Raw genomic sequence first — 20,187 nt, forward strand, 5'->3', positions numbered from 1 at the left:
CAGTCGGATCCACCACGCTCGGCTTCACCACGGGGTCCTCGGCCGTACCGCGTTGGCGAGGTCCACCAGCGCGCCGTGGTCCTCGATCGTCCGGGCCTGCGTGGCGAGCACCCGCATCGACCGCTCCAGCCGCCGCCGGAGGTCGTGCTCGGTCGGCTTCGACCCGAGCACCTCGCCGCCGTTGCCGAGGCCGTCCCCGGCACCGCCCTCCAACAGGCCGAGCGCCGCCGTCTGGACCAGCGCCGTCAACCTGTCCCGGGCCTCCCCGGTCGCGTTGCCGCCGTCGAGGTGCAGTGCGGGCAGCCGGCGTACCGCCTCGGCGACGTCGCCCGGGGTCGGCCGACCGGACGGCAGCCGGCCGCAGAGGATGCGGATCGCCGCCACCCGGGCCCGCTCGTAGTGCAGGGTCTCCCTCGGCACCTCGTCCAGGATGTCCACCGCCCCGGCCCGGTCGCCCTCGCGCAGCCGCAGCCGGGCCAGCCCGAAGGCGGCACTGCCCTCACTCCGGTCCCGCTGCCAGATCGCCCGGTAGCAGCGGGTCGCCCGGGCGTATTCGGCCAGGTGTTCGGCGCAGAAGCCGAGGGCGAGCTTCGGGGCGATCTCGCCGGGGCAGTCGGAGTAGACGGCGTCGAACTCGGTCTCGGCGGTCGACACGTCCGCGCGGGCCAGCCCGAGCAGGCCCCGGTGCCAGCGGATCCGCCAGTCGTGGTCGGCCCGGGCGCCGAGGCCGGAGACCGCCGCGTCCAGGGAGCCGGCCGCGCTGTCCGGATCACCGGCTTCCAGGTACGCCCGGCAGAGCGCGAGCCGGACCTCGACCGAGCGCAGACCGGAGTTGGCGAGCTTCTCGATCAGCCCGCGCGGGTCCGCCGCCCCGGCGGTCGCCAGCAGTTCCACCGCCTCGTCGTCCGGGTCCACGATCGGCAGCGGCAGCCCGCCGGCCGCCCAGGACGGCGACGGCGGCGCGACGTCGAGCAGCCCGCTCGTGCCCCGGATCCAGACGTCCAGCCCCGGTACGGCGCCGAGCCCGCCGTCCAGCAGCACCGGGGTCGGGGCGAAGACCGCCGACCGTACCGGGTGGGCCCGGCCGGTACGCAGCGACAGCACCTCCCGGAGTACCCCCTTGAGCTGCTGGGACATCTCCGCCGCGGTGGCGAACCGGCGATCGTGTCCGGCGACGGCCCGGTTGACCAGCCGGACGAACGACTCCACGCCGAACGCGATCCCGTCGGGGTCGGCCGGGGCCGCCCGGCGCCCCTCCGTGCTGACCTCGAAGAGCACCCGGAGCGTCCGGCCGACGGTGTGGATGTCCGACCGGACGGTCAGGCCGTGCCGCCGGATCTCGTCCGGTGGGGCCTGGAAGAAGTCCGTGCCCACCACCGGGCTGGTGCGGTCGTCGACCCGGCGTACGCCGCCGACGTCGATCACCTTGATCCGGTCCGGGCAGCGGATCACGTTCGCCGGCTTCATGTCGCAGTAGAGCAGGCCCTTGCCGTGCAGGTATTCCAGCGCGGCGAGGATCTCGTGCCCGTACGCGAGCACGTGCTCGATCGGCAGCGGCGCGGTACCCCGGGCGGCGGCCTCCTGCACGTCCTGCAACGACTGCCCGTTGAGGTATTCCATCACGATGTAGCCGGCCCGCTCGCCGGTACGCGGATCGTGGTGGGTGACCGAGTTGAAGATCCGGACGATGTTCGGATGCTCGATGGTGGTCAGGAAGCGGCGTTCGGCGACCGCCAGCCGGAGCGCCGCCTCGTCGTTGGTGATCAGTCCCTTGAGGACGACCGGGTTGTCGTCCAGGTGGGTGTCCCGGGCCAGGTAGACCCAGCCGAGGCCGCCCCGGGCCAGGCAGCCGTCGACCTCGTACTGGTCGGCCACCAGGTCACCCCGGCGCAGCTTCGGCACGAAGGAGAACGGTGCGCGGCACCGGCCGCAGTATCCCTCCAGCAGCCCGGGCTGGCCGGCGTATCCCCGGCCGACCTCGGCCTGGCAGTGGCCGCAGAACCGGCTCGACTCGGGTACCTCGGTGTCGCCGCGCAGCCGGCTGACCGGGTCGGCGGGCTCCAACTCCGGAATCGGCACCAGGCCGCCGACCAGCCAGGACGAGCCGCCGGAGGCCGTGGAGCCGGTGAGGGCGGGCGGCGGGCCGGCGGCCGGGGTCGGCAGCGGACGCCGGTCGCAGGTGTCGCAGAAGCCGGTCTCGTCCACCGTCCCGGTGCAGCCCGGGCGGTTGCACCTTTCCGTCACCGCACCGCACCCGGCCGCTCGTCCCGACCGTCGCGCGGTCCTGGATCATCCACCTCGGCGGGACGACGATCAGCGGGGAGACGGTCCCCCGCCTCGGCGACCCGCCGCCGGATCATCGCGGCGTACCGGTCGACCAGTACCGCGCAGGCCACCAGGTCGGCCGGCCCGTGCCAGAGCGCCTCGTGTGCCTCTCGGTAGAGCCCGGTCAGCTCCCGGTCCTCCCGCAGCGGCGCCGGTACGCCGGCCCGGTAACCGTCGAGCCGGTCCCGCAACCGGTCGCGGTCGTCGAGCAGCGCCTCCAGTTGTCGGCGGGCCTGCCTGGCGGCGTCGAGTGCCCGGTCGGCCTTCCGCCGGCACGACTCGATGCCGGGCAGCAGCGGGGTGTCGCCGGGCCGGGCGGCGGCGGCCCGCAGTGCGGTCAGTCGCAGCCGCAGCCCCGGCTCGTGCGAGGACGGCGCCGGTACCGGCCTGACCCGCCCGGCGACGTACGCGTACCGTTCCCGGGCAACCTGTTCCGCGGCCCGTACGTCGGCGACCCGGGCGGCCAGCAGTTCGAGCGCGGCGTACCCGAGGCTCGGCGCGTGGTCGTCGTGGAAGACCAGCAGCAGCCGGAGGTCGCGTCCGGCCACCCGGTCGGCGATGGGTCGCACCACCTCGGCCACCAGCGCCGCCGGGTCGGCCGCCCGGTCCACGCCGTCGAGCACCAGGTTCATCGGCGGCGGCTCGCCGGCCATGCTGTCGGCCAGCGACTTCTCCGGGTCGGCACCGACGCTCATCCAGTTGACGATCCGGCCGCTCACCTCGTCCACCGTCCGGCCCGAGACGTCGAGCGCCAGGTCGATCCGGCCCGCCGGGGACTCCCCGGCGGCTGGTGCCGGCGCCGGCCCGCCCCGGTCGGTGGGCCGGAACTCCCGGCTGCTCCGCAGCACGACGTCGCGCAGTGCGGCGTGTGCCGCCGAACCCGGCGCGGTGACGATGATCCGGGAGTCCGGCGGGGCGCCGGGAGCGAGGAAGTCGGTGAGCTGCCGGACAACCGTCTCGTCGGTGACCACCGGGCCGACCGGCGCGGCGAAACTCGCGTCGACCGCCGAGTCGCCGCTGACCCACTCCCGCACCCGGGGCAGATATCTGATGATCGTCTCGACCGGGATCATCCAGGACAGTGCCGAGCCCCGGCCGGCGAGGTAACTGACCACGATCCCCAGCACATGGTCGGTCTCCTCGTCGAAGACCGCCGTGCCGCTGAACCCGGGCTCCACGGCGGGACCGGTCGGCTCCGAATCGAGTTGGATCCACTCACCACCGGGCCCACCGTCCCCGGCGAGCCGGGCCCGGGCCCAGACCCCGGTCGGGACCGTCGCGGGAAAACCGAACATCCGTACCGCGCGACGCGCACCGGACGGCAGCCGGCGCAGTACCGGACCGCTGCCGGACGGCAGCGGCTCGGCGAGCCCGAGCAGGGCCAGGTCGGCCCGCTGGTCGTCCTGCGGCGGTTTCCAGCAGCCGTCGACCACCCCGGCCCGGATTGCCGGTACGCCGGGACGGTGCCCGACGAGTTCCACCTCGAAGTCCCGGGACGGACTGCCGTGGGCGCCACCCGGCTCGTCGTGGGTCGACGGAAGGAGAATGTGTGCACAGGTCAGCACGTGCCGGTCGCCGAGGACGATGCCGGCACCGCGGATTCCGGCCCGGTCGTCCCGGATGCATGCCCGCCACGCTGCGCGGCCCGAATGCGACACACGGCAACGTTATTCGCATGTGTCGGATCGATGCCACCCGTAACAAGGTCGGAAATCAGTCTGCCGACCGGCCGGCACCGCGCCGCAGCCTACCGCTGGACCCGCATCCACCACTGCGGCGTGTCTACCGGCCGACCAGCATCTGCCACGGTCCGGCTCAAGCTGGCCGTACCCGTCGATCTCGACATCGACCTCACCGAGATCGACCGGCTCTGACGGTCGCACTGCCAGACACGATCGCCTACCTCGCCGACCTTGCCGAGGCCGTGCCCTGGCTCAACAGCTCCCGGTGATCTGAAGACGAGCGTCCACCCTGGGTATGTCGCCGACGGTAGTCCTTGGGAGATATGCCGTAGACCGAGCGGAAGGTCCGGCTGAACGTCGCGGGGTCGGCGAAGCCCCAACGGTTGGCTACCTCGTGGATCGGGGTGGTGGCCAGCGCCGGATCGGCGAGGTCCCGGCGAACCCGTCCAAGGCGCTGCTCACGGATCCACGCCGCGACGGTGACGCCCTCCGTCTCGAACAGCCGGTGCAGGTAACTGACGGAGATGTGGTGCTCGGCGGCGATGGTGCTGACCGTGAGCCCCGGATCGTGGAGGTGCCGCTGGATGAACGCCCGAATCCGCAGCGCCCGGGTCCGGCGATGGGTTTCCGATGGAAGTACGTTCTCGGCGTCGAGCGTGTGGGCCAACAACGCCGACAAGAGATCGATCAGGACCCCGCCCAGTCGTGGACCGTCCGCCGGTCGGTAGCCGTCGGTCTCCCCACAGAGCCGGGTAATGACCCCGACCAGCAGGGCCCCGATGCCGCCCTTCCCCGGCAATCGTCGTGCCAGGAGCCTCTCGACCCTCTGCTCGGGCAGCGGCAACAGCACCTTGGGGATCTCGACTCCGATCATGGCCAGGTGCCCGCCGCCGATCAGACGACAGTCGAAGGGTCGGGACAGATCAACGACAGAGAGGTCGTGTCGGCCGTGTACGGCGTGCCTGCCGTCCTGGCGTACGTCGAGCGCTCCGCTGAGGACCAGCGAGATGTGGTACCGCTCGGACGCGGACTCCCGGAGCAGCCGTACCGTTCGCCGGAACCGCATCGGCTGAAGTGCCATGGGCCACACCTGTAGGGCGCCGAGTTGCAGTACCCGCGCCCGCGCCTGGAAGTCAGGGGCATGCTCGCTTGCCATTTCCATCGGCCCCATCAGTTGGGTCATTCGTTCGCACCAGATCGCAAACCGATCGGCCGCAGGAAAGTCTTCAGTCTGGAATGTGACAGTCTCCATCATCAACGTCCCCCCGTCAACGATCAATAGAGCGGTCGCCTCATCACCATATCTCGACGCGCTGGGCAGAAGATTTGTGACATCAGAGCCCCGGCCGCACCCTGCCGATGGCTGCGCCCGCCGTGGGTGACACATCGAAGATCGGGCCACGCGGGTGGACACATCGTCAAGACAATGTGTACCGCGCGTCAACGACCATTCCGAGCACCCGTGGCACGCTTGGCACATCGATCGATCCGCAACGAGCCTCAGCTCAGAATGGAGACGTATCACGTGAAGCACAAGATCGTGGCGGTGTTCGCGACTGCGGCCATGTCCGTCCTCTCCGTCGGTGTCGCCGCGGGTCCCGCCTTCGCCGACTGCCCCGCCAACACGTTCTGCCTCTACGAAACCAACGGCTATCAGGACCGGGAGTTCCGGTTCGCGCCCACCACTACCTGCCGCAACCTGCCGAGCGGCATCGACAACGACGCGAATGCGATGCGCAACTACCGGAGCCACGCCGTCAGGATGTGGGACCTTCCGGGGTGCGGGGGCTCCAGCACCTACTACGCGCAGGCCAATTCCTATGACTCGAACTTCGGGAACAACGACTTCTCGAACAAGGCCAGCTCCCTCAAGCGAGTCTGAGGTAGCGACCGACCGAGTGCCTTGGTGATCCGCGTACACAGGTGCTGGCACACGGGAGAACCGGTGTGCCAGCACCTGGCGACATTGGAGCGAAAATGATTCTGCGATCGGCACGAATTCTTGTCGTTGCCCTCCTGGTAGCCGGCTGTGCCGCACCTGGGTCACCGCGGTCCTCGGGGGACGTCGAACCCTTCCCGCCGACCGCTGAGGTCGAGAACCTGCGCCTACCGTTCGACGCCTACACGCTCTCGCTGGCCGGGCTGTACATCATGGCGAACGCCCAGGATGTGCTCACCCGGGAATGCATGGCGGCGAGGGGGCACGACTGGGAGATCATTGAGCGGCCCACGGACCTGAAGGACCTGAGGAACCGCCGACGGTACGGCGTCATCGAGATGAGCATCGCCGAGCGGTTCGGCTTCCACGTCCCGGCTGGACTGCTCACGCCGTTGGATGTCGAACAGCGGTACGACCGGCGCGACAACGCCCTCAGTGAGAGCCAGCAGGCCGCGGTTTCCGGTGCGGACGGGTGCGGACGCGAGGCGGCCACCCGGCTCCGGCCGGAGAAGAGCGCGGACCTGGATCTGCTGCGGAAGCTGGACCGCGCGTCGCTGGACGATTCCCAGCGTGAACAGCGCGTCGTGGTGGCGATGGACGCCTGGCGGGACTGCGTCCGCAGCCTGGGTTTCGACTATCAGGACCCCTTTGCGGCCATGTCCGATCCACGATGGTGGGCGGCTGACGCCGCTGCGGCGTCGAACGAGGAGGCCGCCGCGTCGAGCGAGGAGGCCACCGCGTCGAGCGGAGAGAGCACCGCGTCGAGCGAAGAGAGAGCGGTGGCTGTCGCCGTTGTTCGCTGCGAGGAGCAGACAGACCTGGTCGCGGTGTGGCACGCCGCCGAGGTGAAGATCCAGGAGGAGGAGATCCGGCGACACCCGGACTACTTCCGGGACCTCCGTGCCGCAACGGAAGCGGAACTCGCCGCCGCTGAGGCGGTGCTGGCGAACTCGAAGCTCCGCTGACCGCCCTGGCGGCCAAACTCAGGTGACGCCGTCGTAGTGCACGGCGACGGGCTGGCCGGCGTGGTGCCGGGCCAGCGGCGCCGCCTCGGTCAGCAGCACCCGACCCGTCAGCCGCCGCCAGCGCCTCCCCGATCGCCGGCACGGCGTCGTGGCGTACGGATTGAACCTTCTCCTGAGAGGCGGGCACGGACCGATCTCGCCGGCCAGGGGTGGGCCGACCGCCACCTCACTGCGGATCGGGCGTGCCGTGCTCCCAGACACAGGGTGAGCTGCCGATCAGATAGATGTCGACCGACCCCGGCGCGCGGTTGTAGACGGTGACGCTGATCCGGTAGCCGTCGGCCGGGTCCTCGACGCTCAGCCGGGGATCGCTGCGCTCCCGCAGGTCGTTGACCACCTTGTAGTCGCGCTGCTGCCAGTAGTCGGCCAGCTTCGGCAGCGCCTGGTCGGCCGGCCAGTTCGCCGGGAAGACCACCTCGTACTGCTGCTCCACGAAGACCCGGCCGGCCGGGCCACCGTCGGTCGGGTCGTCGCACGGCAGCGTGCCGCTGTCCCCGAACGGCTTCAGCTCGGCGCCGGGCGGGAGCTGCGCATGGGCCTCCCGCAGGATCTGCTCGACCCGCTGGGCCGCCTGTACGGCGGTGACGGTGGGCTGCACGTCCTCGTCTCCTCCACATGCCGATGTCGCCAGGCCGGCCATCAGGGCCGCCGCCAGTACGCCGGTGCGCCAGCGCCGCGCGGCCATCAGGTGACCTTGCCGTTCTGCCCGGTCACGATGTACGCGATGTTCTCCCGGGCCAGGTTCCCGTCGTCCCAGTACGCCGAGTGGGTCGCCCCCTCGTTGTCCGGGTCGCCGGGGTTGCTGCTGAACACCCGGCCGCCGAAGTCCTCCCGGGTCGGGTCGTTGCCGTGCGCGAGGTCCCAGTCGGGTACCCGCTTGATGGCGTCGTGTTCGGCCCTGGTGGCCCACACCTCCTGCGGGGGTACGCCCTTCAGCTCGGTCGCCGAGTTGGTGTCCACCCCGGGGGAGCCGACGAAGACCACCGCGTCGGCGTTGATCCCGGCGCCGGTGGCGGCGTGCCCGATCACCGTCGAACCGTAGCTGTGCCCGAGGACGACGTTGCGGGAGGGCTCTCCGTCGTGGGTCGCCCGCAGGCCGTTCTGGAACTGGTTGAGTTCCGGCGCACCGCCCTCGGCCGAGCCGTCGAAGGGTGCGTTCCAGGCAATCGAGTCCGGCGCGTCGTAGCCGAGCCAGAGCAGCGAGGCGGTCTCCTGGCTCGGGTCGACCCGCTTGGCGTCCAGGGCCATCCGGTCGGCCCGGTCGATGTCGCCGCCCACTTTGGACAGCTCGGCGCCGGTGCCGGGGATGTACGTCAGCACGTTGTCGGCGGCGTCCGGGTTGCCGACCGAGACGATCGCCCGGCCGTCGTCCGCGGTGGAGAGCCCGATCAGGTACGCCCGTGGCTTGCCCGGATCCTCCAGCCGGTCGTCGATCCGGTTCAGCCCGCGCAGATTGCCGTCGATCCGCTCCCGCTCTTCCTTGATCTTTTCCAGTTCCGCCAGCGCCGCCCCGGCCGGGTTGCCGGCGTCCGGATAGAGTTCCGCGCCCCGCCCCTGCTCGACCATGGCCCGGATGTGTGCCTCCCGGGCGTCCAGGTCGGCCCGGCGCTGGGTCAGCCCGTCCAGTTCGCGGTCCAGCACGATCCGGTTGGCGATGTCCCGGCTCGCCACCGGTACCCCGTCGAGCGAGCCGATCAGCTCCGGGTACTCCGACATGACGTACCGGCGCTGTGCCGGGGAGAGCGAGTCCCACCACTTCTTCACGTCGGCCGGATCGGTGCCCTTGGCCGGCACGCTGGATCTGTCCACCTTGGCCGATGGCGTACCGGAGGAGGTCGCGGTGTTCTCCGCGATCGCCTTCGCGGTCCGGGCGTCCAGCTCGGCGGCCTCCTTGAGCAGCGCGTCGCGTTGCCACACCAGGCTGGACATCGACCGCGCGGTCCACTCGTTGGCGTGTGCGGGGTCCATCGTCATCGACCCGTCCGGGTTGATGGTGACGTGTGCGGCCCGGCCCTGCTCCACCAACTCCTCGGCCCGGGCGGACAGTTCCGCGACGTCGGTGCCGTGCTGGGCGAGTGCCTGGGCGATCAGCAGCACTGGCGGAAAGGCGGAGTCGAGTTCCTTGCGCAGACCGTCGCAGTGCGCACCGGCCGCCTGCGACGCCGAGCCGGACTCCCAGACATCCGGCAGCCGCCGGGTCGACAGCGCCAGCGCGTCCGCCCGCTCGTCGGTCGACCTGCCGAGCCGGTCCCAGCCGGCCGCCGCCTTCCGCCACGCCTCCGGGTCGGCGTTCAGCACCATCTCGAAGGTCACGCCGCTCATCGGGGCGCCCCGCCGTCGGACGCCGAACGACCAGGTCGGCCTATCCGCGCGCTCACTGGACCCGCATCCCGCCGTGCCGCTGGTCGGCGCGCTGGTCCGAGCCCTGGTAGTTGTCGGCGGAGTCGATCAGGGACTGTCCGGCCGCCTCGATCCGGCCGCCGAGCCCGTTGAGATATGCCTCCCAGCCGTCGGAGGCCCTGGTCGCCGCGTCGAGGGTGGCCCAGCCGTTCACCCCGGGCCCACCCGGGGGCACCAGTTGACCCTCGACCGCCGTGACATTGCGCTTCAGTTCGGTGCCGTGGCCGACGATCTCGCCGCCCACCGTCCGCAACCCTGGCACGTTGACCCGCACCGGCTGCGTCATCACGCCTCCCCGTCAGACCTCGGGGCGGTCACCCGGCCGACCGGGCCCCGTTGGGGAAGCAATATATCAACATCGACCTGCCGGCCAGGGCCGGTCAACTGTCCTCACCCGACACACGGCCGCACCGGCTGTCCGGGACGGTCCGAGGCCGTCCGGCAGGCCGGTGCGGGCGGAGTCGTCCGGCTCGTCGGCTGCCGGCACGAAGGACGATCGGAAACGGTACGCACGGGTCCGGCCGCGGCCGGGATCTGGCCCCTCACGCCGCTCCGAACTCGGTCACTGCCGGGTGTCCATCGACATCTGGAGTGCGCGACGGGCCTGCTCGCGGGCCTCGTCGGTGTTCTCCGGCTTGGGTTTGGTCGGCTTGGCGGCCATGACGTGGCTCCTTCCAGGGCGGGTGGCACCGCACGACGCGGTCCACCGCGACAGGGGGTCCTGCTGATCGGCCGGTACGGCGGGTCCGGGATCTCCGGACGAGACGGCCGGGACGGCGTGAGCCCCGGGTCGGTTGACCCTGGGAGGCAGGCGATCTGCGACGGGTTGCCACACCCGATCACGGGTGGGATGGGTGCGACGACAACCCTAGGTATCGTTCAGTTCCCTTACCCAAGTTATCGTTCAGGTCCACATCCTGTGCTGCATTCCCGCCATACGGGACAGTACGAACCGGCAGATCCTTGCGGCACGGCTGGTCAGCGCGGCCCGGACCGGACCGGGGGGGCTCCCGGGAACGTTCAGCGGGCGAAGAAGTGCCAGCCCATCCACCACCAGAAACCGAACAGCGCGATCCGGCCGACCGGCACCGGGCCGACCTCGTACCGCATGACGTAGGCGCAGACGTCGCCGAAGGTGGGGATCCGGGAATCCTCCCGGCGGGCGGCCCACTCCACCACCACGAAGAGCAGCAGCGCCACGGTGAACCCGGCGATCGCGACGTATCTCATCGACGCACCAGTCCCCAGAACGCGGCGAGCCACGCGAAGTAGCCGACCGAACGGACCAGCGAGTCGTCCAGCAGCGGGTCGGCGATCTTGGAGAAGGTCGGGAAGTCGTCCCGGGAGCCGAGCATGAAGGTGCTGGCCTCGAAGACCCCGAAGACGAGCACCGGCAGCAGCCACCAGACGGCGCCGGACCGCAGCCGGTGCGGTACCGGCCGCCGGGGCACCCGGTTGGAGAGCCCCAGCCACACCAGCGCGCCGCCGGTGCCGATGGCGTAGATGTTCGCCTGCGTGGAGAACGACGGGAACTGCCCGCCGATCAGGGACAGAACGGTGAGGGTCGGAACCGTGACGACCGGTCGGTCCCAGGCCCGGGGCACATCCGCAGAGAGCTCCGGCTGCTGTTCCATGAACCGATTGTCCCCGGGCCGCCGCCCGGCGGAAAGCTAGATGCCCTCCGCGTCACTGCTGATCTTGCTGGTCACCCCGGAGCGGTCCGCTCGCCGTGGCGTCCCGGGCCAACTCGGCCCGGATCGCGTCGACGACCTCGGGCGCCGCCCCGTACCCGGTGAACCCGGCCGCCAGCCGATGTCCACCACCGCCGAGGGCCACCGCCACCCGGCTCACGTCGGTGGCGCCCTTGCTGCGCATGGAGACCGCCCACTCCCCCTCGGCGACCTGCTTGAGCACGCAGCTCACGTCCGCCTCGGCGGTGCAGCGTACCGAGTCGATCAGCGGCTCCAGGGTGTACGGGCGCTGCCCGTGCCGGGCCAGGTCGTCCAGGGTCGCGTACGTCCAGACCAGCCCCTGCCCACCGGCCGCCAACGGCTCCAGCTGGGTACGCCCCAGCACGTCGCCGTAGAGCCGGACCGCGCCGAACGGCCGGGTGTCGAAGATCCGCCGGGAGATCTCCCCGGGGCGGATGCCGGTGGCCAGCAACCGGGCGGCCATCTCGTGCACCGCCGGGGTGGTCATGTCGAACCGGAACGAGCCGGTGTCGGTCGCCAGCGCGATGTAGAGGCACTCGGCGATGCCCAGGTCGAGCGGCACGCCGAGTCGGACCAGCAGCTTCTCCACCACCACCGAGGTCGCGGCGGCGTCCGGGTCGACCAGGTGGATCCCGCCGAACCGGGTGTTCGAGGCGTGGTGGTCCAGCACGATGGCGGTGTCAGCCCGGTCCAGCCGGTCGGCCAGGTCACCGAGCCGGGAAACGGCGGCGACGTCGAAGCAGATCACCAGGTCCGGGTCCGGGTCGGCGGCGGTCGCCGGGACCAGCAGGTCGGAGCCGGGCATCGCCTGGAGCGGCTCCGGCACCTCCGGGCGCCCGGGGAAGGTGGCCTGGAGCTGCCGTACGCCGAGCCGGCGCAGCCCGAGCCCGAAGCCGAGCATGCTGCCCAGCGCGTCCCCGTCCGGGTTGACGTGACAGATCAGGAGTATCCGGCCGTCGGCGGGGAGCCGGGTGATGGCGGAGACCGCCGCCGCCCACTCCGCCTCGGTCGGCTGTTCGGCGGCCGGCTGGGACACGTCGGCGAGCAGTGCGTTGCTCACCGCCGGCCTCCGCCGTCCCCGGCCGGCGGCCGGTCCTCGTCCCGACCGTCGTCGGTGTCGTCCTCGTCCTCGTCGTCGTCCTCGTCGAGCTTGTACGGCTGCGGCTCGCCCGCGTACTCGGCCTGGGCGGCCAGCCGCTGCACCTCCGCGTCGGCGGTACGGGCCGCCGCCAGCAGTTCGTCGATCTGCTTGACCTGGTCCTGCACGTCGTCGAGGACGAAGGTCAGGCTGGGTGAGTGACGCAGCCCGAGCGCCTTGCCGACGGTGCTCCGCAGCAGTCCCTTGGCGCTCTCCAGCGCGGCGGCGGTGGCCGCCTGGTCGGAGGCGTCGCCGAGCACCGTGTAGAAGACGGTGGCGTCGCGCAGGTCGGGGGTGATGCGGGCGTCGGTAATGGTGATCATGCCGAGCCGGGGGTCCTTGATCTGGGTACGCACCACCGACGCCACCAGTTCCCGCACGCGCTCCGCATGCCGACGCACCTTGGCCTGGTCCGTCATCTCCGCACCTCCACGCCCATCTGCTTCCGGGCCGGACCGGCGGCGCTGGGCGCCGCGGCCGGACCGGCCGACCTGGGAAACACTACCCGCGCATCCTGCGGCCTCGCCGCCGCCGTCGCCATTGGCCGTACCGGCCGATTACCCCCTGGCCAGCAGCCGATTCAGTCATCCGCACCGTGCAACCGGCGCCGTACGGAGAGCAACTCGACCTCCGGTCGGCCGGCGATCAGACGCTCGCAGGCGTCCAGCACCGTACCGACGTGCTCGGGTTCGGAGGCGACCAGGGCGACCGCGATCTGGGCGCGGCCGTGCAGGTCCAGCGCGCCCACCTCGGCGGCCGAGACCTCGAACTTGCGCAATGCGGCGACGATGGGACGGACATAGGACCGCTTGGCCTTCAGGGAGCGCGAGTCCCCGGGCAACAGCAGGTCGAACAGGGCGGTTCCGGTATACACGGCGGGAAGGGTACGCCATCGCGCCCCCGCCGCTCACCGTCTTTCCCCAGCGGCCGCCGCAGTCGACCGACGGACAGGCCGGTGGCCGGAACCCCACGGGCTCCGGCCACCGGTATCGAACTCGCTCAGGCGCGCGGCTTCTCGCGCATCTCGAACGTCTCGATGATGTCCCCGACCTGGACGTTGTTGAAGTTACTCAACGTCAGACCGCACTCGAAGCCCTCGCGGACCTCGGTGGCGTCGTCCTTGAACCGCTTGAGCGAGCTGATCGTGACGTTGTCGGCCACGACCGTCCCGTCACGCAGCAGCCGCGCCTTGGCGTTGCGGCGGATGACACCGGACCGGACGATACAACCGGCGATGTTGCCGATCTTGGACGAGCGGAAGACGTCGCGGATCTCCGCGCTGCCCAGCTCGACCTCCTCGAACTCCGGCTTGAGCAGGCCCTTGAGCGCGGCGTCGATCTCCTCGATGGCCTGGTAGATGACCGTGTAGTACCGGATCTCCACACCCTCGCGGTCGGCGATCTCCCGGACCTTGTTGGAGGCCCGGACGTTGAAGCCGATGATCGTGACCGCCTCGGACGAGGCGCTGGCCAGCATGACGTCGCTCTCCGTGATAGCACCGACGCCCCGGTGGATGATCCGCAGTTGGACCTCCGCCGGAATGTCGAGCTTGAAGAGCGCGTCCTCCAGCGCTTCCACCGAGCCGGAGCCGTCGCCCTTGAGCACCAGGTTGAGCGAGGTCTTCTCGCCCTCCTTGAGCTGCTCCATGATCGTCTCAAGACTCGGCCGCCGCTGCGAGTTGGCGAAGCTCGCCGCCCGCCGCCGCGCCTGCCGCTGCTCGGCGATCTGCCGGACCGTACGGTCGTCCTCGGCCGCCAGGAAGGTGTCACCCGCTCCCGGTACCGCGGTCAGACCGAGCACCATGACCGGACGCGCGGGGCCGGCCTCGGTGACCGGCTTGCCGTTCTCGTCCAGCATGGCCCGGACCCGGCCGTGCGCCCCACCGGCGACGATCGAGTCGCCGGCCCGCAGGGTGCCCTTCTGCACCAGCACCGTGGCCACCGCACCGCGCCCCTTGTCCAGGTGCGCCTCGATGGCCACACCCTGGGCCGGCCCGTCGATCGGAGCGGTCAGCTCCAGCGACGCGTCGGCGGTGAGCAGGACCGCCTCGAGCAGTTCCTCGATGCCGATGCCCGGCTTGGCCGCCACGTTGACGAACATGGTGTCGCCGCCGTACTCCTCGGCGACCAGCCCGTATTCGGTCAGCTGCTGCCGGACCTTGTCCGGGTTGGCCTCCGGCTTGTCGATCTTGTTGACCGCCACCACGATCGGCACGTCCGCCGCCTTGGCGTGGTTGAGCGCCTCGATCGTCTGCGGCATGACGCCGTCGTCTGCGGCGACCACCAGCACCACGATGTCGGTGACCTGGGCACCACGGGCACGCATGGCGGTGAACGCCTCGTGACCCGGGGTGTCGATGACGGTCAGCGCCCGGTCCTCACCCTCGTGCGGCACGTGCACCTGGTACGCGCCGATGTGCTGGGTGATGCCACCGGCCTCGCCCTCGACCACGTTCGCCTTGCGGATCGCGTCGAGCAGCTTGGTCTTACCGTGGTCGACGTGACCCATGACGGTCACCACCGGCGGACGGCTGACCAGCCGGTCCGTGGCGACCTCGGCGTCCAGGTCGATGTTGAACTGGGCGAGCAGCTCGCGGTCCTCGTCCTCCGGGCTGACGATCGAGATCTCGAAGCCGAGATGCTCGCCGAGCAGCTGGAGCGTGTCGTCGGAGACGGACTGGGTCGCGGTGACCATCTCGCCCAGGTTGAACATCTCCTGGACCAGCGAACCGGGGTTCGCGTTGATCTTGTCCGCGAAGTCCGACAGCGACGCACCGCGAGGAAGCCGGATGACCTGGCCCTGGCCGCGCGGGGCGCCCGAGCTCATGGTCGGTGCGGACAGGTTGTCGAACTCCTGTCTGCGCTGCTTCTTCGACTTGCGGCCACGGGTCGGCTTGCCACCCGGACGCCCGAAGGCACCTGCGGCACCGCCACCACGGCCACGCCCGCCACCACCGGGGCGACCGGCGCCACCGGCCGGCGCGCCGCCACCGGGGCCACCGCGGTAGCCGCCACCGGCACCGCCGCCACCACCGGGACCACCGCGGTAGCCGCCACCGGCACCGCCGCCACCACCGGGACCACCACGGAAGCCGCCGCCACCGCCACCGCCACCGGGGCCGCCGCGGAAGCCGCCGCCACCGCCACCGGGACGACCGGCACCGCCACCGCCACCGCCACCGGGACGGCCGGGGCCGCCACCGGGACGACCGGGCCGCTGCGTCGGCATGGACGCCGGGCTCGGCCGGGGCGGCATCGAGGCCGGGCTCGGCCTCGGCGGCATGTTCGCCGGGTTGGGCCGGGGCCCACCCGAGGCAGCCGGACGCTGCCCGCCCGGCGTGATGCCGAACGGGTTGTTACCGCCGCTGCGCGCCGGCGGACGGCCACCGGGCCGGCCGGGGCCGGGCGTCGGGGCACCGGGCGGCGCGGGACGGGCACCCGACGGGGTACCCGGACGGGGCGGAACGGCGTTCGGACCCGGCTTCGGCCGGTTCGTGGGGCCGCCGTCGGCCGGCGGTTCGCGCCGGACCGTGTCGTTGCGCTGCTGCCGAGCCGCCTGGGCGGCCTTGACGGTCGCCTCCTGCTCGGCCTTGAGCGCGGCCGCGCGCGCCTCGGCGGCGGCCAACTCGATGTCGTGCGCGCTCGCCGGCTTGGCGACCGGAGTCACCGTCTGCGGCGGACCGGGCACCGGCCCCTTGGGCTTCGCCGGCGGGGTCGGCCGACGAGGCGGTCCGGGCTTCGCGGCGACCCTTGGTTCTCCCGGACCCGGCGCCGGAGCCGCCTTGGGTGCCGGCGGTGGCGTCGGGGCGGCGGCGGGTGCCGCCGGCTCCGGGGACGCGACGAAGGCGCCACGCAGCCGCCGGGCCACCGGGGCCTCGACAGTGCTCGACGCTGATTTGACGAACTCGCCCATTTCCTTCAACTTGGCGAGAACGGTCTTGCTTTCGACCCCGAGCTCCTTAGCCAGCTCGTGTACGCGGGCCTTGCCTGCCACTGCACTCCTCACTCCGAGGTCGTGCGGGCAGCACCCGCAGCGACCTCACTCGTGCACTTGAAGCCTGGTCATTTCTGGGACTTCATCGTGTGCTCATGTCGGTCGTCCTACCTTGCTCGGGTTCCGTTGCGTCGATCCCGCCCGGCCGGATGGCCGGTCGTGGTCGTCGACGCCTTGGAGGTGCTCGGCCAACTCACTCGCGTCGGGTACGCCAGCGATACGCAGCGCCCGCCCGAAGGCCCGACGCCGCACTGCCAATGTGAAGCAGGCCGGGTCGGGATGCAGGTGTGCTCCCCGCCCCGGCAGCTTACGGGTCGGATCGGGTCGGAGGCTGTGACCAGTCTCATCGCCGACCGCGACGATCCGCAGCAGCTGGCCGGCCGGCGCCCGTCGCCGACAGCCCACACAGGTGCGCTCCGGCTCCGCGCGTCGTACCACTGAGAAAGTCTACCCCTACCCGGCCGAGATCGCTCCGTCCGCCTCGGCTGCGTGATCAGGACCGCCCTGCCGACCGGCCGGCGCCTGGCTCGGCATCTGCTCGGTATCGGGTCGGATGTCGATCCGCCAACCGGTCAATCGGGCGGCAAGCCGGGCATTCTGCCCCTCCCGCCCGATGGCCAGCGACAGTTGGAAGTCCGGCACGGTCACCCGGGCCGTACGCGTCGCCGCGTCGACCACCTCGACCCGGAGCGCCTTGGCCGGCGAGAGGGCGTTGCCGACGAACTGGGCCGGATCCTCCGACCAGTCGATGATGTCGATCTTCTCGCCGTGCAGTTCGCTCATCACCGCCCGGACCCGCTGGCCCATCGGGCCGATGCAGGCGCCCTTGGCGTTCACGCCCGGCACGGTGGAACGGACCGCGATCTTGGTCCGGTGGCCGGCCTCGCGGGCGATCGCGGCGATCTCCACGGTGCCGTCGGCGATCTCCGGCACCTCCAGGGCGAAGAGCTTCTTCACCAGGTTCGGGTGCGACCGGGAGAGGGTGATCTGCGGGCCGCGGAAGCCCTTGACGACGTGTACGACGACGCAGCGGATCCGCTGGCCGTGCTCGTACAGCTCGCCGGGGACCTGCTCGGCCTGGGGCAGCACCGCCTCGACCTTGCCGAGGTCGACCGAGACGATGCCCTTCTCGCTGCGCGCCTCGTGCGCCTGCACCACCCCGGTGACCAGGTCGCCGTCCCGGCCCACGTACTCGCCGAAGTGCACCTCGTCGGTGGCCTCGCGGAGCCGTTGCAGGATGACCTGTTTGGCGGTCATCGCGGCGATCCGGCCGAAGTCGTGCGGAGTGTCGTCGAATTCCCGGATCACCGCACCCTCGGCGTCCTGCTCCTGGGCGTACACCAGGGCGGCGCCGGTCTTACGGTCGATCTCGACCCGGGCGTGCGCCTGGGCCCCTTCGGTGTGCCGGTACGCCGTCAGCAACGCGGTCTCGATCGCCGCGAGAATCGTGTCGAACGGGATCTCCCGCTCGCGCTCCAGGGCGCGCAACGCCGCGAGGTCGATGTTCACCGCTCCTCGCCCTCCACATCTTCGTCGTCGCCGTTGCCGACGTCGTCATAGTCATCATCGCCGGCACCGGTCGGATCGTCGTCGGCGATCTCGTCCAGCCGGCTGAACTCCACCTGGACCCGGCCCGGCCCGAGGTCGGGGTACGCCCAGCCGACCGGTCCGGCGTCGGTCTCCAACACCACCCGCTCGTCGTCGGCGGCGACCACCCGGGCGGTCACCTGGCGGTCCGCGGGTGCCGGCGGCCGCTCGTCGGCACCGTCCTGCTCCGGGCGCTGGCCCGGGCCGCGCACGGTCACCTTCACCAGCCGGCCGACGTTGCGCCGCCAGTGCCGGGGCTGGGTCAGCGGCCGGTCCACGCCGGGCGAACTCACCTCGAGCTGGTATTCCCCGGCGACCAGGTCGCCGCCGGTCTCCTCCGCCTGGTCGAGCGCCTTGGACAGCAGTCGGGAGACGTCCGCCACGGCGTCGAGGCTGACCCCGCCGTCGCCGTCCACCACCACCCGGACGACGTACCGCCGGCCGGCCCGGGACACCGAGAGATCCTCCAGGTCGTAGCCGGCAGCGGTCACCACCGGTTCGATCACGGCACGGAGCCGGAGCCGACGCGCGGACTGGTCCTCGCGGGGACGGTCCGGAGTCCGGTGGCCCGTCCTGGGCCGACCGGCGTTCCGGCCACGCTGCGTCATCTCCGCCCCTCTCTCGTGATCGCCGGCTCCGCCCGACAGCCATACCAGCGTGCCACCGGACTGATGTGCCCGGCGGCTGCGCAGAGCGTAACGCGCTGGCCGCCGGAGAGCCCGATCGGCGCACCGACGACCGGCCGCGGTGAGCGTGCCGACCCCGCCGGCGGCACCGATGGTGTTGACTTGCCGGGTGCGGACCGGCAACACGAACCAGACGATCGGCGCGGCGGGGCGGTCCCGGCGCGAAGTGGTGCGGGCGGTCGGCCTGGCGGCACTGGTCGGTGCCACCGGCCCCCTCGCCGGCTGTGGCCTCTTCGGCGGCGAGCCCGACCCGCCGCCTCCGCCGGACCCGCTGGCACCGTTGATCACCGGCGCTCTCGACCTCGCCGCCCGGTACGAGGCCGCGGTCACCGCGTTCCCCGAGCTGGCCGACCGGCTCCGCCCGGTCGCCGAGGCACACCGCGCGCACGCCGCCGAACTGTCCCGGGTGACCGGCACCGCCCTGCCGAGCGCCACCGCCACCGCCCCGGCCCCCGGCACCGGAGCCGGCGGGGTGTCCGAGACCCTGGCGCAGTTGCGGGAGGCCGAGCAGCAGGGCCGGGACGCCGCCGCGAAGGCCGGCGCCGCGGCGCCGGCCGCCCGCGCCGCGCTGGTCGGGTCGATCGCCGCGGCCCGGGCGACGCACCTGGAGGTGCTCCGGTGACCGGGCGCGGCGGCCGAGCCCGGGGAGAGGCGGCCTGATGTCCGAGGCACTGGCGGCGGCCCTGGCCGCCGAGCACGCCGCGATCTACGCGTACGGGCTGATCGGGGTACGGCTGAAGGGGGGCACCGCCGAGCAGGCCCGCTCCGCCGAGGCGGCACACCGCGGCCGGCGGGACGGGCTCGTGCTGCTGCTCACCGAACGGGGCGGTCCGGTGCCGGCGGCCGAGCCGGCGTACGTGCCGCCGTTCGCGGTCACCGACGAGGCGAGCGCACTGCGGCTGGCGGTCGAGGTCGAGGAGCGCACCGCGGCGGTCTGGCGGGCCGCGCTGCCGGCGACCGAGGGCGCCGAGCGCACCCGGGCGCTGGACGGGCTCACCGACGCGGCGGTCCGGGCCACCCGGTGGCGCAGGGCGGCCGGGATCAGCCCGGCCACCGTGCCGTTCCCGGGCCGCCCGACCTGACGACCTCCACGCCCCGGGTCCGAGACGGCTGGCGGTGCGGCCGGACCGGGGCGACGGTCAGCCGGCACACTGTATCGATGTCCGCTCTGGGAAGACCGGTCTCCGCGATCGGCCGGGCCGTACGCCGGCTCGGCCACTCACGCTGGTTCGCCGCCTGCACGCCGGTACTCGTCCCGGCCGACCGCCTGGTCGCCAGGCTGACCCGGGGCCGGGTGGTGGCACTCGGCCTGGTGCCGTCACTGCTGATCACCACCACCGGACGCCGGTCCGGACAGCCGCGCAGCAACCCGCTGCTCTACGTGCCGGACGGCGACGCCTTCGTGGTGACCGGCTCGAACTGGGGTCGCCCCGAGCAGCCGGCCTGGGCCCTCAACCTGCTCGCCGACCCGAGCGCCACGGTCACCGTCGACGGCACCCGGATACCGGTCCGGGCCCGGCTGGCCGAGGGTGCCGAGCGGGAGCGGCTGTGGAACCTGCTGGTGGCCGAGTGGCCGGCGTACCGGACCTATGTCCGCCGGGCCGGTGGTCGGGACATCCGCGTCTTCCGGCTCGAACGGACGCCCTCGCCGGGGCGGGATTAGCCGCAGCCCGGTGGACCCGGCACCGGCGGGCCGGGTC

Annotated in this window: 20 protein-coding genes; 5 read left to right on the plus strand and 15 right to left on the minus strand. The window is 72.1% G+C overall.

Going from position 1 to position 20,187, the window contains the following annotated elements:
* Positions 1-24: 24 nt before the first annotated feature.
* The 3 genes from ACQEVC_RS44675 to ACQEVC_RS44685 form a co-directional block, all read right to left on the minus strand.
* Entirely contained in the window at positions 25-2,244 is a 2,220-nt protein-coding gene (locus tag ACQEVC_RS44675; protein WP_432890653.1) for a tetratricopeptide repeat protein, read from the minus strand.
* A complete protein-coding gene (locus ACQEVC_RS44680) occupies positions 2,241-3,983 on the minus strand; it encodes a trypsin-like peptidase domain-containing protein (protein WP_432890655.1) in 1,743 nt (580 codons plus the stop codon). The genes ACQEVC_RS44675 and ACQEVC_RS44680 overlap by 4 nt, the downstream gene beginning before the upstream one ends.
* 241 nt (positions 3,984-4,224) lie before the next feature.
* Positions 4,225-5,286 (minus strand): helix-turn-helix domain-containing protein, encoded by a 1,062-nt coding sequence (locus tag ACQEVC_RS44685; RefSeq protein WP_432890658.1) that lies wholly within the window; start codon positions 5,284-5,286, stop codon positions 4,225-4,227.
* 246 nt (positions 5,287-5,532) lie between these two features.
* Between ACQEVC_RS44685 and ACQEVC_RS44690 the strand changes: the two genes are divergently transcribed.
* Together ACQEVC_RS44690 and ACQEVC_RS44695 are read left to right on the plus strand one after the other, a co-directional pair.
* On the plus strand, positions 5,533-5,889 hold the full coding sequence (locus ACQEVC_RS44690; RefSeq protein ID WP_432890661.1) for a peptidase inhibitor family I36 protein: 357 nt from the start codon (positions 5,533-5,535) through the stop codon (positions 5,887-5,889).
* Positions 5,890-5,984: 95 nt separating this feature from the next.
* A complete protein-coding gene (locus ACQEVC_RS44695) occupies positions 5,985-6,911 on the plus strand; it encodes a hypothetical protein (protein ID WP_432890664.1) in 927 nt (308 codons plus the stop codon).
* A gap of 226 nt (positions 6,912-7,137) precedes the next feature.
* On the opposite strand, the gene ACQEVC_RS44700 is transcribed toward ACQEVC_RS44695, so the two are convergent.
* From ACQEVC_RS44700 to rimP, 12 genes are all read right to left on the minus strand, one after another.
* Complete coding sequence (locus ACQEVC_RS44700; RefSeq protein WP_432890667.1) at positions 7,138-7,656, minus strand: hypothetical protein; 519 nt, start codon at positions 7,654-7,656, stop codon at positions 7,138-7,140.
* Positions 7,656-9,293, minus strand: a complete 1,638-nt coding sequence (locus tag ACQEVC_RS44705; RefSeq protein WP_432890670.1) for an alpha/beta hydrolase — start codon at positions 9,291-9,293, stop codon at positions 7,656-7,658. The genes ACQEVC_RS44700 and ACQEVC_RS44705 overlap by 1 nt, the downstream gene beginning before the upstream one ends.
* Before the next feature lie 52 nt (positions 9,294-9,345).
* On the minus strand, positions 9,346-9,657 hold the full coding sequence (locus ACQEVC_RS44710) for a hypothetical protein (protein WP_432890672.1): 312 nt from the start codon (positions 9,655-9,657) through the stop codon (positions 9,346-9,348).
* Between the two features lie 734 nt (positions 9,658-10,391).
* Positions 10,392-10,601: a DUF6186 family protein gene (locus ACQEVC_RS44715; RefSeq protein WP_203858331.1), complete on the minus strand. Its 210-nt coding sequence runs from the start codon at positions 10,599-10,601 to the stop codon at positions 10,392-10,394.
* Entirely contained in the window at positions 10,598-11,005 is a 408-nt protein-coding gene (locus ACQEVC_RS44720; RefSeq protein ID WP_318395316.1) for a hypothetical protein, read from the minus strand. The genes ACQEVC_RS44715 and ACQEVC_RS44720 overlap by 4 nt, the downstream gene beginning before the upstream one ends.
* A gap of 52 nt (positions 11,006-11,057) precedes the next feature.
* Entirely contained in the window at positions 11,058-12,143 is a 1,086-nt protein-coding gene (locus tag ACQEVC_RS44725; protein WP_432890675.1) for a DHH family phosphoesterase, read from the minus strand.
* Entirely contained in the window at positions 12,140-12,640 is a 501-nt protein-coding gene (gene rbfA, locus ACQEVC_RS44730) for a 30S ribosome-binding factor RbfA (protein ID WP_432890678.1), read from the minus strand. The genes ACQEVC_RS44725 and rbfA overlap by 4 nt, the downstream gene beginning before the upstream one ends.
* Before the next feature lie 161 nt (positions 12,641-12,801).
* Positions 12,802-13,095, minus strand: coding sequence for a DUF503 domain-containing protein (locus ACQEVC_RS44735; protein WP_432890680.1), 294 nt, complete (start codon positions 13,093-13,095; stop codon positions 12,802-12,804).
* A 125-nt stretch (positions 13,096-13,220) separates the two neighbouring features.
* A complete protein-coding gene (infB, locus tag ACQEVC_RS44740) occupies positions 13,221-16,214 on the minus strand; it encodes a translation initiation factor IF-2 (RefSeq protein ID WP_432890683.1) in 2,994 nt (997 codons plus the stop codon).
* 93 nt (positions 16,215-16,307) lie between these two features.
* Positions 16,308-16,652, minus strand: a complete 345-nt coding sequence (locus tag ACQEVC_RS44745) for a YlxR family protein (protein WP_346255954.1) — start codon at positions 16,650-16,652, stop codon at positions 16,308-16,310.
* Between the two features lie 15 nt (positions 16,653-16,667).
* Entirely contained in the window at positions 16,668-17,723 is a 1,056-nt protein-coding gene (gene nusA / locus ACQEVC_RS44750) for a transcription termination factor NusA (protein ID WP_346255953.1), read from the minus strand.
* On the minus strand, positions 17,720-18,409 hold the full coding sequence (gene rimP / locus ACQEVC_RS44755; RefSeq protein ID WP_432890687.1) for a ribosome maturation factor RimP: 690 nt from the start codon (positions 18,407-18,409) through the stop codon (positions 17,720-17,722). Before rimP ends, nusA begins: the two co-directional genes overlap by 4 nt.
* A gap of 187 nt (positions 18,410-18,596) precedes the next feature.
* Between rimP and ACQEVC_RS44760 the strand changes: the two genes are divergently transcribed.
* The 3 genes from ACQEVC_RS44760 to ACQEVC_RS44770 all read left to right on the plus strand — a co-directional run bounded on the left by ACQEVC_RS44760 (position 18,597) and on the right by ACQEVC_RS44770 (position 20,150).
* Complete coding sequence (locus tag ACQEVC_RS44760; RefSeq protein ID WP_432890690.1) at positions 18,597-19,109, plus strand: hypothetical protein; 513 nt, start codon at positions 18,597-18,599, stop codon at positions 19,107-19,109.
* 37 nt (positions 19,110-19,146) lie between these two features.
* Positions 19,147-19,569, plus strand: coding sequence for a ferritin-like domain-containing protein (locus ACQEVC_RS44765; protein ID WP_432890692.1), 423 nt, complete (start codon positions 19,147-19,149; stop codon positions 19,567-19,569).
* A 77-nt stretch (positions 19,570-19,646) separates the two neighbouring features.
* Positions 19,647-20,150 (plus strand): nitroreductase/quinone reductase family protein, encoded by a 504-nt coding sequence (locus ACQEVC_RS44770; protein WP_432890696.1) that lies wholly within the window; start codon positions 19,647-19,649, stop codon positions 20,148-20,150.
* Positions 20,151-20,187: the final 37 nt, after the last annotated feature.

The sequence above is a fragment of the Plantactinospora sp. CA-294935 genome (assembly GCF_050936445.1).
In the GTDB taxonomy this organism is placed as follows: domain Bacteria; phylum Actinomycetota; class Actinomycetes; order Mycobacteriales; family Micromonosporaceae; genus Plantactinospora.